At 49.1% G+C, this 13,803-nt stretch carries 11 protein-coding genes and 1 other annotated feature; of the genes, 3 read left to right on the top strand and 8 right to left on the bottom strand.

The genetic code is table 11. The features are described 5' to 3' along the window. Window positions 1–4: 4 nt before the first annotated feature. The 8 genes from WMO65_RS02450 to WMO65_RS02415 all read right to left on the bottom strand — a co-directional run bounded on the left by WMO65_RS02450 (window position 5) and on the right by WMO65_RS02415 (window position 10,465). The gene (locus WMO65_RS02450; protein ID WP_054351240.1) at window positions 5–1,681 is read right to left on the bottom strand and encodes a methyl-accepting chemotaxis protein; all 1,677 of its coding nucleotides are present in this window, start codon (window positions 1,679–1,681) and stop codon (window positions 5–7) included. A gap of 14 nt (window positions 1,682–1,695) precedes the next feature. Next, window positions 1,696–2,067, bottom strand: coding sequence for a response regulator (locus WMO65_RS02445; protein ID WP_033140337.1), 372 nt, complete (start codon window positions 2,065–2,067; stop codon window positions 1,696–1,698). 4 nt (window positions 2,068–2,071) lie between these two features. Next, on the bottom strand, window positions 2,072–2,896 hold the full coding sequence (locus WMO65_RS02440) for a CheR family methyltransferase (protein ID WP_054351217.1): 825 nt from the start codon (window positions 2,894–2,896) through the stop codon (window positions 2,072–2,074). Next, a complete protein-coding gene (locus tag WMO65_RS02435; protein ID WP_148391475.1) occupies window positions 2,889–3,209 on the bottom strand; it encodes a hypothetical protein in 321 nt (106 codons plus the stop codon). Before WMO65_RS02435 ends, WMO65_RS02440 begins: the two co-directional genes overlap by 8 nt. Beyond that, on the bottom strand, window positions 3,197–3,592 hold the full coding sequence (locus WMO65_RS02430) for a CheW domain-containing protein (RefSeq protein ID WP_033140340.1): 396 nt from the start codon (window positions 3,590–3,592) through the stop codon (window positions 3,197–3,199). Before WMO65_RS02430 ends, WMO65_RS02435 begins: the two co-directional genes overlap by 13 nt. A 235-nt stretch (window positions 3,593–3,827) precedes the next feature. After that, window positions 3,828–6,242, bottom strand: coding sequence for a leucine--tRNA ligase (gene leuS, locus WMO65_RS02425; RefSeq protein WP_148391476.1), 2,415 nt, complete (start codon window positions 6,240–6,242; stop codon window positions 3,828–3,830). A gap of 92 nt (window positions 6,243–6,334) precedes the next feature. Next, window positions 6,335–6,565, bottom strand: a binding site (T-box leader). Between the two features lie 90 nt (window positions 6,566–6,655). Next, window positions 6,656–8,248, bottom strand: a complete 1,593-nt coding sequence (locus WMO65_RS02420) for a hypothetical protein (protein ID WP_033140342.1) — start codon at window positions 8,246–8,248, stop codon at window positions 6,656–6,658. Between the two features lie 126 nt (window positions 8,249–8,374). After that, entirely contained in the window at window positions 8,375–10,465 is a 2,091-nt protein-coding gene (locus tag WMO65_RS02415; RefSeq protein WP_033140343.1) for an elongation factor G, read from the bottom strand. A 268-nt stretch (window positions 10,466–10,733) separates the two neighbouring features. On the opposite strand from WMO65_RS02415, the gene WMO65_RS02410 reads away from it, so the two are divergent. From WMO65_RS02410 to WMO65_RS02400, 3 genes are read left to right on the top strand one after another with little or no spacing between them, the layout of a single operon-like run. Continuing rightward, a complete protein-coding gene (locus WMO65_RS02410) occupies window positions 10,734–11,831 on the top strand; it encodes a prephenate dehydrogenase (protein WP_033140344.1) in 1,098 nt (365 codons plus the stop codon). 9 nt (window positions 11,832–11,840) lie between these two features. After that, complete coding sequence (gene aroA / locus WMO65_RS02405) at window positions 11,841–13,112, top strand: 3-phosphoshikimate 1-carboxyvinyltransferase (RefSeq protein WP_148391477.1); 1,272 nt, start codon at window positions 11,841–11,843, stop codon at window positions 13,110–13,112. A 24-nt stretch (window positions 13,113–13,136) separates the two neighbouring features. Continuing rightward, a complete protein-coding gene (locus tag WMO65_RS02400) occupies window positions 13,137–13,703 on the top strand; it encodes a TetR/AcrR family transcriptional regulator (protein ID WP_033140346.1) in 567 nt (188 codons plus the stop codon). Window positions 13,704–13,803 lie beyond the last annotated feature (100 nt).

The raw sequence follows: 13,803 nt of genomic DNA, 5'->3' as shown, positions 1-13,803 counted from the left end.
TCCATCATATCTCAAATTGTTCCACCAGTTCCTTCAGCATCTGAGCCTGGGCAGACAGTTCCTCACTGGCAGCCGCACTCTCCTCAGAGGAGGCGGAATTGCCCTGCACAATATCAGAGATCAGATCCATACTTCTGCGCACCTGCATGATCGCCTCCGCCTGCTGTACGGATAGCTCAGAGATTTCATCCATCATCCGGTTCACTTCCTGTGCCTTCTCAACCGATGTCTTCAAAGACTCCGCTGTTGAGTGAACCGTATTCATTCCCACATTGACCGCCTCTGTATTCTTCTCCACCAGACCGGCTGTAAGCTTGGATGCCTCCGCTGTCTTGGATGCCAGACGGCGCACCTCACCGGCAACCACGGAAAATCCTCTTCCGGCCTCTCCTGCTCTTGCGGCCTCCACAGACGCATTCAGAGCCAGGATATTGGTCTGGAAGGCAATATCCTCAATCTCCTTAACAATTCCGGTGATCTCCCGGGAATTGTTCTTGATCTCTTTTATGGCATCCAGCAGACTTCGCATCTGCTGGTCATTGCTCTCCAGACTGCATCCCACATTATCTGCCAGTCTGCTTGATTTGACCGCCTTGTCCGCGTTGCCGTTGATGCTCTCTGTGATCTCATTGATGCTGACAGCCAGTTCTTCAATGGAGCTGGCCTGCTGGGATGTTCCCTGCGCCAGGGCCTGGGCAGCATTGGATACCTGCTCCGCGCCTCCGGCCACCTGTTCCGCACTGCCGCTGATCTGCTGTATGGCATTGCGCAGAAGACCTCCGATCTCATCCAGAGCGTCCCCCAGAGCTACAAAGTCACCTTTGAACTTTATCTTGGTCCGGTAGTTCAGTTTTCCGTTGCCAAGGGCAGTCATACCTGTCTTAATTTCCGATACATAGATATTGAGGGCCTTCGTGGTCTCCCTGATATTTTCTGCCAGCTGTCCCAGCTCGTTATCGGAGGTATAGGACAAATCTGCCTTGAGCTTCCCGTCTGCCACAGCCTGTGCTGCCTTTTTTATCTCATTGACCGGTCCTAAAATGCTTCTTGTTATGGTAAGCCACAGAACGCAGGTGATCAGAATACAGATAAGTGCCAGTCCCAGGATCATAAACCTGACATTGGTGTTGGAGGTAAGGGAAGTGTTCAGTGTATCTTCCGCATCGTTCACACACTCACCTGTCAATTTGTTGAGCGTATCGTTCACCTTGTCCATCTTCGGCATATACTCACTTACATACAGAGCAAGCGCCTGCTCAGACTTTCCTTGTTCCAGTAGAGTTATGATTTGGTCTCTCGGAATGCCCAGCTCCCTGAACTGTTCGCCCAGTGTTCTGACCTGGGCTGTATCACTGCCGTATCCTGTCTGGAGAAACTCCAGGTCCTTTGCTTCCTCCTGGATCGCCGCTTTCGTCTCAGCCATAAGGGCATCTTCATCCACAATATCTTCCGTTGCTGCCATGATGGTCAGATTCTTTCCTACCAGATGAAGGTTGGATGCCATATTCATGGACGCCTCCACTTTGGCAAAAGGCTGGTTATACAGATCATCCATCTTCTCTGACATACTCTGTATGGTGTGCACAGACACCAAAACTGTCAGGATATATAATACAAGGATAGAGGCAAAGGCAGCGATCAGCTTTGTTCCTATCTTCAGATTCGAGAAATACTTTTTCATTGCGCCCTGTCCTTTCATTTCTCTATTGGAAAACAGCTGTCCACGATCCTTAAAAATTCATCCTTCCTGAACGGCTTCACAATAAAGTCTCTTGCCCCCATCACCACAGCCTTCTGGATCACAGCTTCCTGGCCCATGGCAGAACACATGACAACAGATGCATCGGCATCCTGTGTCAGTATCTCTTCCAGAACCTCCAGACCGGATTTTCCGGGCATGGTGATATCCAAAAGTACAAGGTCCGGGTTGTATTCGCCGAACAGTGCAAGTGCTTCCTCGCCGTCCCTGGCTTCCTCCACGTTGGTATATCCCCCTTCGGCCAAAATTTTCCGGATGGATTTCCTCATAAACATTGCGTCATCCACGATCAAGATTTTCTTTTCCATAAACTCACCTTTGCTTCTCTTTATATTTTTTATATACAGCAGGAAATACCGGCTCCAGCTGGATTTCTCCGCGATTTAAAAGTTCCGCGTGCCCGATCACCAGATATCCCTCCGGTTTCAGACCGGCCTCCAGTTTTTTCACCAGTGTCTCTTTGGCTTTCTTGTCAAAATATATCATGACATTCCTGCAGAAGATCAGATCAAACTGTTCTGTCCCGATACCGGGGGAGAGCAGATTCTGGTTCTGAAAACGGATGTTCTGTTTCAGCCGTTCATCCACACAGTAAGATTTTGTGCCTTCTGCCCGGAAATATTTATTCTTCCACTCAGCCGGCAGTGCCTCTGCTTCCTTTGCCGTATAAATTCCCTTCCGTGCCTTATCCAGCACCTGGTTGGAAATATCCGTTGCCAGGATTCTGTAATTCATCAGGTTCCCTGTCCGTTCCCTGTAATCCTGCAGGATCATGGCAATGGTATAGCACTCTTCTCCTGTGGAGCATCCTGCGCACCAGACGTTTAAAAACCCTCTGCTGTGGTTTTTGAAAAGCTCCGGCAGGATATGGTCACGCAGAATGTTAAAATGGGCCTGCTCTCTCATAAAATATGTATAGTTGGTAGTCAGACGGCTTACCATATTGGAGGCAATCGTCCCGGATGTATCTTTTTTCAAAAGCTCCATATATCTGCCGAAGGTTTCCACACCCTGCTTTTCCAGTTCTTTTGACATACGGCATTCGATCAATGTCTTTTTCTTTTCCAGATTAATACCGTAATTCTGACGCATATATTCCACTATTTCCGCAAATTCTTCTTCTTTCAGCCTAATCACTTTTTCTCTCCCATATTCCGGGTATCACTTCTGTCAATTCTTCCCGGTCAATCTCCCCTTCTCCTGCCACCTGCTCCGCGGCGATCCCCACAGCCATATCACTCTGTGTCTTCATAAGGACTCCGCATTTTGCATCTCTTTCACTTCCCAGACGGTAGTATACGGCAAGGCGGCCTTTATAGACAGAAACACCCAGTATTTCCTCGGCAGCGCCTGGGATCTTCCATATTTTCGGATTCATAAACAGGGTTTCTGTCTTTTCTTTCTCTATATACAGAACCCTGTCCCTGGTTTTCACCTCTATAATTTCCATTGTCTCTCCTTCAGAATCTCCGGCTTCAGCACATAGGCCAGCACCTCACCCTCCTGCTCTTCCGGAAGCAGAACGGCTGCCTCCAGATACCGGTTGGTCTCATTTAATGCAGGTTCTCTCAGAGAGATGAATGCTCTTCTGTCCAGGGTCCGCATTCCCAGCACTCTGTCCGCCAGAAATCCTGCCTTCTCCTCATCTGCAAGGATCAGGTATTCCTGCTGCGTTCCCCTACGGCCGGGACTGGTGAGCCCGCCAAAATCGATCAGGACGGTTCTTCCCTTTTTTTTCGTTCTCTCACTGATTCTGTCCACCCAGGACAGGGGTATGAGATAATGCACTTCATCTGCCTGAAATTCCAGATATTCCAGCTGCTGGTCTCCCATTACGATTCCGCCTTTCCAAATGAATTTCTACTACTTCTATAATACTTTATTGTCGCAAAAAACACAATATAAATATAAAAACAGCGCAGGCTCAGATTTTTTTCTTACCGCCCGCGCTATTATCTGTCAAATCTGTCACAGTCACGTTTCGGTGTAAGCCCCTTTTCATGGACACTGAAACATAAAAGGGGGACGGACCGAAATCACTTCCGGCCGTCCCAAATTACAAAACGTCTTATTTCTGCACAATGTTGATTATTTTTTTCGGAACATAGATCTCTTTTACAATAGTTCCCGTCAGCTTATCGGCAACAGCCTCTTTTCCGGCAGCGATGGCCTCCTCCTTAGATGCCTCCGCGCTGATGCTGATAACAGCTCTTGTCTTGCCGTTGATCTGTACCGGCACTTCGATCTCGTCGTCCTTCATAGCCTCCTCATCTGCCTTAGGCCACTCTGCGTGGAATACAGAATCTTCATGTCCGTATGCCTCCCAGATTTCCTCTGTCAGATGGGGTGCGAAAGGAGCCAGAAGCTTTACAAAGGTCTCAATGGTCTCCCTGTCAATGCCGCCTGTCTTCTTGGCAAGCTCAATGAGTTTATTGTTGTATTCCATAAAACCGGAGATTACTGTGTTCAGGCTGAAGCTCTCCAGACGCTGTGTGATCTCAAAGACAAGTTTGTGGCGCAGCTTCACCATATCTTTTGTCTCGGATACGCCTGCTTCCAGACTGTCCATAGCCAGCTTCCAGAAACGGTTCAGGAAACGGTACACGCCGTCGATTCCTCTGTCATCCCACTCCGCATCCAGTTCCGGCGGACCTACGAACAGCTCGTAGAGGCGCAGGGAATCACAGCCGTAGTCTCTTACCAGGTCATCCGGGGAAACCACATTGCCTTTGGATTTACTCATCTTAATGCCGTTCTTACCCGTGATCATACCCTGATTGAACAGTTTCTGGAACGGTTCGTCAAAGTCAATAGCTCCGATATCATACAGGAACTTGGTATAGAAACGGGAATACAGAAGGTGAAGAACCGCATGCTCCACTCCGCCGATATACATATCTACCGGCAGGTATTTGTCTGCTTTTTCTTTTGAAACCAGTGCCTCGTCATTTTTGTTGTCCACATAGCGCAGGAAATACCAGGAGGAACCTGCCCATTGTGGCATGGTGTTGGTCTCGCGTTTTGCGGCAGCTCCGCAGACAGGACAGGTGGTGTTCACCCACTCATCAATGGCTGCAAGCGGTGACTCGCCGGTGCCTGTAGGCTCATAGGATTCCACCTCAGGCAGGGTCAGCGGAAGCTGGTCTTCCGGTACCGGAACATTTCCGCAGTGCGGGCAGTGAATGATCGGAATCGGCTCACCCCAATAGCGCTGGCGGGAGAATACCCAGTCACGCAGCTTATAGTTTACGGTTTTCTTGCCAATGCCCATTTTTTCTATCATGACAGGCGCTTCTTTTTTAAGGACAGAAGACTCCATGCCGTTCCACTCGCCGGAATTGATCATGGTGCCGCTGGCCTCTGTGTAGGCCTCTGTCATATTTTCAATCTCTTTTCCGTCCTTGGCGATAACCTGGATGATCGGAATATTGAATTTTGTGGCAAACTCAAAGTCACGGTCATCATGGGCGGGTACACACATGATGGCACCTGTTCCGTAATCAGCCAGTACGTAGTCAGACAGCCAGATGGGAACCTTTGCGCCGTTTAACGGATTGACTGCATAAGTTCCTGTGAACACACCTGTCTTCTCCTTGTCCTGGAGACGGTCCACATTGGATTTCATGGAAGCATCGTAGATATATTTCTCCACAGCCTCTTTTGTCTCCGGTGTTGCCAGGGAAGCAGCCAGCTTGTGCTCCGGTGCCAGAACCATGAAGGTTGCGCCGTGAAGGGTATCCGGTCTTGTGGTGTAGACAGTGATCTTTTCGTCTCTTCCGTCCACCGGGAAATCCACCTCGGCTCCGTAGGATTTTCCGATCCAGTCAGACTGCATCTTTTTCACCTTTTCCGGCCAGTCCAGTTTATCCAGGTCGCTTAACAGACGGTCCGCATATTTTGTGATGCGGAGCATCCACTGGCGCAGGTTCTTCTTGGTCACAGTGGAACCACAGCGCTCGCAGCAGCCGTTCACAACCTCCTCATTGGCAAGGCCTGTCTTACAGGACGGACACCAGTTGATGGGGAACTCCTTCTCGTATGCCAGACCCTCTTTGAACATTTTCACAAAGATCCACTGCGTCCATTTGTAGAAGCCCGGATCTGTGGTGTTGACTTCTCTGTCCCAGTCATAGATGGCTGCAATATCGTTGATCTGTTTTTTAATGTTTGCCACATTCTGTGCTGTAGATTTTGCCGGGTGAACTCCCATCTTGATGGCATAGTTCTCAGCCGGAAGGCCGAAAGCGTCCCATCCCATGGGATGAATCAGATAATAGCCCTGCATCATCTTATAGCGGCTCCACACATCAGAGATCACATATCCTCTCCAATGTCCTACGTGAAGACCGTTTCCAGACGGATACGGGAACATGTCCAGACAGTAGTATTTTGGCTTCTGGCCGTCATCTACGTTCACTGGTTTTTCTTCCCAGTTTTTTCTCCATTTCTGTTCAATCGCCTTATGATTATAAGGTACTGCCATAATTTCATTCCTCCTGGTTTTCATTTTCATGCCCGCCCGGGCATCTTAAAGCTTTATGCCAAAGCATAGAAAAAGCCCTTTAGTCACTATACTTTAGAGACGAAAGGGCTTATTTTTCCGTGGTACCACTCTAATTCATCCGCAATACCGGATGCACTCATTTTGATTCTGTAACGGGAACTCCCGCCCGCACTTACCTGCATGACGACTTTCAGCACGGGAACTCCGAGGCCAGTTCAAAAGCTTCTCTATACTGCCTCACACCAGCCGGCAGCTCTCTGGAATAAAGGACACTCTCTACTACTCCTCATCAAAGTCTCTCTCATATTGGCTATTTGTCATAGACTATCTGTTATTCTACCGATATCGCCAGATTTTGTCAAGACTCTATGCTGTTTCTTCCCAAAAAAATCCTATTCTTCCAGTGAGAGCACCGTACAGGCCGGCTCCCCTTCCGTGTATTCAATGGTAAGGGTATCTCCCACGTCATATTTTATGATTTCAGGATATTCTGTAACCGGAAAATCAAACACCAAATCCTTGTTCTCCAGCACCACATAGAAGTGGGAATTTCCATCCATGACGGCCTGGGCCACCCGCTTGATCTTACCGGATACGGTCTGGGAAGTGAGCGTCTCGGTGCCGGAGGAAATCCCGTTGGCAGCCAGCAGCTTCACATAGGCTTTCTCACATTCTGCCACGGTATCTCCGATGGCTACATTCTGGTATTTCTGGATATTGACCATTGCGTACTTCTTAACCAGACCTCCGCCGTCTTTCAGAGCCATAAAATATGTGGGCTCCCCGGAAATATTCAGAAGCAGCGGGAAGGCTGCCGTATATTTTAAGTTCTGTACCTGACCTTCCGCGGACTCCATAGCGGAATACTCCTCCGCGCCGGCACAGGAATAATACCTGGTCTCCATGGTACGCTGGTTCATCAGCACAAATCCCACATTGGAGCGGTCGCCGCTGACAGAGGTAATGCCTGTGTATACCCACACGTCGTCCTCCAGCGCCAGATAATTATAGCCGTCTGTTGTTTTGAGACAGCCTTTCTGTCCCAGAACGCTGTTGAAAAATCCGTTTTTCAGCATTCCGTGATAGTTATAGAGCTGGATCAGAAGATCTGCCGGATAGGCACGGTCCACCCACTGGGGACAGTCTTTTATGTTATATTCTGTTGTCTCTCCGGTGATGGCATTACAGAGGACCACCTTGCCGATGGTCTGTCCGCCGAAAAGGCCAATGTTGAATTTCTTTACCGGACAGATCCAATAAGGAACTCCCTCATCGTTGATCTCAAAGCTGAGCTGGTCAAACATATATGTGGGATAATTGAACCGCAGATGCCTGTAAATATTTCTGTTGAAATATTCGGACTCGGAATATTTGATACCCTCATCCAGTTTCACAAGCTCTGTATTCTGGGTTGCCATATCGATTCGGATATAGGCCGGAATGCCCTCTTTCTGGTTCGTCAGCCATTTGATGGGGCTGGCGTAGACAAGAGGGGTCACCCGGTAAGGCTGTCCCTGGTAATTGATCTGTGAGTAGATATCACTGACCTCAAACTGGGAGACCATATCCACCATGCTTCCCATCTTTCTGTTTCCCAGAAGTCCTGCGGAATCTTTATCGAGAAGAGGAATCTGGTTGTAGCTGATTTCCTCAATATCTTCTGTAAAATCTCTTTCTTCGGGGATAACAATCTTCTGATACTTGTTGGCATTGATAATGGGGGATGACAGCAGGCTTCCGATGGCGTACACAACAATGATCGCTCCGATCACCAGCAGTCCGCCCTTCATCACCTTGTTCTTTTTTACGTCCCCCACACTGTGGAAGCGTTTCCTGATTCCGTATACTGCCAGTATCACCACTACAATGGCGACCAGGAAGAACCAGAATCCACTCTCGTGAATGTTGATGGCCGGCAGAGTAAAATAGTAATAGAGGAATGCCAGAACTACCACAGCAAGACCCGCCGCAATTTTTTTCTTCATACTTTTATCAAATCCTTTCTTTAGCTTAGGGAACAGTTTACCATGAGAAAAGGCGGGTTACAAGTTTTTTTCATGAAAAAGCCCCGGAAAACCGAATCTTTCAGTTTCCGGGGCAAAAATATCAGATTATTCGTTCTCTTCCGCACTTGCGCGGGCTGCAATCTCTTTCTCCTGGATATCAGAAGGAGCCTGCTCATAGCGTGAGAATTCAAAAGCGAAGTTACCGCTTCCGCCTGTCATGGAGCGCAGGTCTGTGGAGTATCCATAGATGGAAAGCATAGGCACATCTGCCTCCACCACGGTGCATCCCTTATGGTCCGGATCAGGATTCATGCCCAGCACACGGCCGCGGCGTTTGTTCAGATCTCCCATAACATCACCGGTGTATTTATCCGGAACGGTTACCTTCATGGATACGATCGGCTCCAGCAGAACCGGTGAGGCTTCCATGAAGCCCTTCTTAAATGCCTGGACAGCGGCTGTCTTGAACGCCATCTCAGAGGAGTCTACCGGATGATAGGAACCATCATAGAGCACAGCCTTCACACCCACTACCGGATAGGCAGCCAGAGGTCCTTTTATCACAGAGTCCTGAACACCCTTCTCCACTGCCGGGAAGTAGTTCTTGGGAACTGCGCCGCCCACTACGATCTGCTCAAATACATAAGGCTTCTCCAGATCACCGGAAGGCTCGAATGTCATCTTAACGTGACCGTACTGACCATGTCCGCCGGACTGTTTCTTATATTTTGCTTCCACATCGGCTTTTTTGCGGATTGTCTCGCGGAACGGAACTCTCGGTTTGGAAAGTTCAATGTCCACTTTATAACGCTCTTTCAGTTTGCTCACCACAATGTCAAGGTGCTGCTCACCGATCCCGTAGATCAGTGTCTGGCGGTTGGCGGAATCATTCTCCACACGCAGAGTCAGATCTTCCTGCATCATCTTGGAGAGGGCCTGGGAAACCTTGTCATCATCGCCCTTGTTCACCGTATTATAGCGTTTGTATGTATACGGAACGGAAATCTCGGTCTTGCCGAATACGATGGGTGTGCTCTTTGTGGAAAGGGTATCTCCTGTAGCTACGGTGTTCAGTTTGGCAATGGCACCGATATCGCCTGCGTGGAGTTCCGGCACCTCAATGGGTTTGGAGCCTTCCAGCACGTACAGTTTATTTAATTTCTCTTCGGAATCCTTGGTCGCATTGTATAAGGTGTCATCGCCTTTGATAACACCGGAGCAGACCTTGACCAGGGAATATTTACCCAGGAACGGATCCACAATGGTCTTGAACACGTATGCGGATTTTGCTTTTGCAAAGTCATAGTTCGCCTGGTAAATCTCATTTGTCTTGGCATTCATGCCTGCGCATGTCTTCTGATCCGGACTTGGGAAATAGCCGCAGATATCATCCAGCAGGTTGGCAACGCCCTGCACGTTCACCGTGGAGCCCATACATACCGGGATGATGCTGCCGTCTGAAATATTCATCTTCAGGGCTGCGGAAACCTCTGCCACGGAGAATTCTTCCCCTGCAAAGTAGCGGTCCATGAATTCCTCACTGATCTCCGCTACGGATTCCATCAATGTGTCATGATACTGCTCCAGATAATCCTGCAGATACTCAGGAACCGGACATTCTTTTTTCTGGCCTCTGTCGATGTATCTTCTTCCGGCCTGTTTCACGATGTTTACATAGCCTACGAATTCTTCATTCTCACGGATCGGCATATGGATCGGCGCGATTTTCTTTCCGTACAGTTCTGTCAGGCTTTCCACTACTTTTCTGTAGCTTACATTGTCCACATCCATCTCTGTTACAAAGAACATGCGGGGAAGATTGTATTTTTCACACATCTCCCAGGCTTTCTGTGTCCCTACCTGTACGCCTGCTTTACCTGAAACCACAATGATCGCTGCATCGGCTGCTGCAACTGCTTCCTCCACTTCCCCTACAAAGTCGAAATAGCCCGGGGTGTCCAGTACATTGATCTTTACTTTCCCCCATTGAATCGGAACCACAGATGTCGAAATTGAGAATTTTCTTTTGATCTCCTCTTTATCATAATCACTTACCGTGTTACCATCTGTTACCTTTCCCAAGCGGTTCGTAATACCTGACAAGTAAGCCATTGCCTCCACCAGACTTGTCTTTCCGGCACCGCCATGACCGAGCAGGACCACATTTCTTATTCTGTCGCTTCTGAAAACGTCCATATGTAATACCTCCCAATTTTTGATATGTATATATTTTACTAAAAAGATAGCAACAATTCAAGTATTTTATTCAAATTAGACAAGAAATTTTTCTCTTTTATTGGTCAAAATTACAGTGCAACGCTTTAAAGCGCAAAATCGTTGACAATTGGCGCTCCTTGTCATAAAATAATACTGTTTGGCGGACACAAAAACCCGCTGTTTATTAACGACAGAAGCTTCGCTGCAGGTTTTCTGTTGTCACAATAAGAAGAAGGAGCATATTTCAATGGAAACAACTACGATTGGCTTTATTGGTCTCGGTTTGATCGGCGGTTCCATAGCCAAAGCCATCCGGAAATTTCATCCGGAATACCAGATTCTGGCCTACAACCGGACCAGGGACACTTTGGAGGACGCCGTCTTTGACGGTATTGTGGATATTGCCTGTGATGAGCATGATTCCAAATTCGCCCTCTGTGATATCATTTTCCTATGCGCCACCGTGGACTATAATATAGAATGTCTCCCCTGGCTGAAGCAGATCATAAGGCCGGGCTGCATTCTGACTGATGTGGGAAGTGTGAAAGGTGAGATACATAAGGAGATCACCGCGCTCTCCATGGCCCCCAATTTTATCGGCGGACACCCCATGGCGGGAAGCGAGAAGACCGGCTATGAGCACTCCACAGACCATCTGATTGAAAATGCTTACTATATCCTTACTCCTTCCGAGGAGGTAGGGCTTGATAAGATAGGGGTCTACACAGAGCTTGTGACTTCCATCGGCGCCCTGCCTATGATACTGACCTGGGAGGAGCATGACTACATTACCGCCGCGGTCAGCCATCTCCCTCATGTGGTGGCAGCTGCCCTTGTGAATCTGGTGAATAAACTGGATTCCCCATCCGAACATATGAAGTCCATTGCCGCGGGGGGATTTAAGGACATTACCAGGATTGCTTCCTCCTCCCCCCATATGTGGCAGCAGATCTGCATGGAAAACCCGGATAACATTTCCCAGGTCCTGGATGAGTTCATCCGCCTGATCGTACAGGCAAAATATCTGGTGGACCAGCGGGACGGGGAAGGCCTGTATCAGATGTTTCAGGATTCCAGGGAGTACAGGGATTCCATAAGCGACACCTCCAGCGGCCCGATCAAGAAAGAGTATGCCCTCTACTGCGATATCATTGATGAGACAGGTGCCATTGCCACCATCGCTACCATCCTGTCCATGAATAATATCAGTATAAAAAATATCGGCATTATCCATAACCGTGAATTCGACGAGGGTGTATTAAAGATCGACTTCTATGATCAGGACGCCCAGAAAGAAGCTGCAGAACAGCTTGGAAAACGGAACTACATCATATATGAACGTTAGGAGCCATCCATGAAATTCAGAAAGACAGAAGCCTTAAAAGGCGAAGTTACCATACCCGGAGATAAATCCATCTCCCACCGCGCAGTTATGCTGGGAGCCATCTCCCGGGGAACCACAAGGATCACCAATTTTTTAAGAGGGGCGGACTGCCTCTCCACCATTGCCTGCTTCCGGAAAATGGGCATCTCCATTGAAGAATTCCCGGAAGAGATCCTGGTGCACGGAAACGGTCTCCACGGCCTCCATGCGCCGACAGATATTCTGGACGTGGGCAACAGCGGAACCACGGCAAGACTCATCTCCGGCATACTGGCCGGACAGTCCTTTGAGAGCACACTGACCGGAGACGCCTCCATCTGCAGGCGCCCCATGAAACGGATCATCACTCCCCTCTCCATGATGGGCGCGGATGTTAAAAGTCTTCGGGAAAACGGCTGTGCTCCCCTTGCGATCCGTGGCAGCCGGCTGCAGGGCATCCATTACGAATCCCCTGTGGCCTCGGCTCAGGTAAAATCCTGTGTTCTTCTGGCAGGGCTGTATGCGGATAAGGAGACAAGCGTCACGGAACCCTATGTCTCCAGAGACCATTCCGAGCGTATGCTGGCAAGCTTCGGCGCGGACATAAAAACAGAGAACTGCACCGTGACCATACAGCCGGAGCCGAAGCTTACAGGACAGGACGTTGCCGTGCCGGGAGACATCTCCTCCGCCGCTTATTTCATCGCTGCCGCCCTTTTGGTGCCGGGTTCCGAGCTGCTGATCAAAAATGTGGGCATCAATCCCACAAGAGACGGCATCCTCGGCGTATGCCGCCGTATGGGCGCTGACATTGCCATCCTGAACAAGAGGGAACACGGCAGGGAGCCGGTGGCAGATCTGCTGGTCAGATACAGCGCGTTAAAAGGTACTGTCATTGAGGGGGCTGAGATTCCCACACTTATCGATGAACTTCCCGTCCTTGCCGTGCTGGCCGCCTTCGCGGAAGGCCGCACCGTCATCCGGGACGCGCAGGAACTGAAAGTCAAGGAATCCAACCGTCTGGATATTCTGGTACACCATCTAAGCGCAATGGGCGCTGACGTCACAGGAACAGAGGACGGAATGATCATCCGGGGAGGTCGGCCGCTTCACGGAGCTGTGCTTGAAAGCCATCTGGACCACCGGATCGCCATGTCCTTTGCCGTGGCCGGCATAGCGGCAAAGGGCGAGACAGAGATCCTGCAGGCAGACTGTGTGGATATCTCCTACCCGGGATTTTACAGATATCTTCTGGAAAGATAAACACACGCAGGAAAGGAGCGGAATATGTCGCAGACTACCAAGCGGGCCCTTGCCCAGTCCCTGAAACATCTGATGGAACAAAAACCCCTGGAAAAGATAACCGTGGTGGACATTTCGGAAGACTGCGGTGTGAACCGCCAGACCTTTTACTACCACTTTCAGGATATCTATGACCTGATCGAATGGATCTACATCAATGAGGCAGAAAAACGGCTGGGGGAAAAGACCACATATGACACCTGGCAGGAAGGCTTTCTTCAAATCCTCTCCTATATACTGAACAACCGGAATTTTGTCAGGAACACATATCATTCTGTCAGCCGGGAATACCTGGAACATTTTCTCTTTCAGCAGATGTACCGCCTCCTGCTGGGCGTTATCGAGGAAAAAGCAGAGGATATGGCTGTCCGGGACGCGGACAAACAGTTCATTGCGGACTTTTACAAATACGCCTTTGTGGGTCTGGTCTGTGAATGGATCGAGAACGGCATGAAGGAAAAGCCGGAGGCCATGACCGACCGCTTAAGCCTCTTAGTCCACGGTACCATCACCGGGGCGTTGGAACGGTTCCGGACAGATAAAAAACATTAATCTTTTATACACTTTATGCGCAGTGTCAAAACTTTTGACACTGCGCATTTTCTGTTTATAGCATTCTTTTCTCTCTCCGTTTATAGTAAAGACAGATAAA

This window comes from Blautia caccae, assembly GCF_040095955.1.
In the GTDB taxonomy this organism is placed as follows: Bacteria; Bacillota; Clostridia; order Lachnospirales; family Lachnospiraceae; genus Blautia; species Blautia celeris.
Note: the sequence above shows the minus strand (reverse complement) of the source record. Positions and strands in the feature narration are given on the sequence as shown.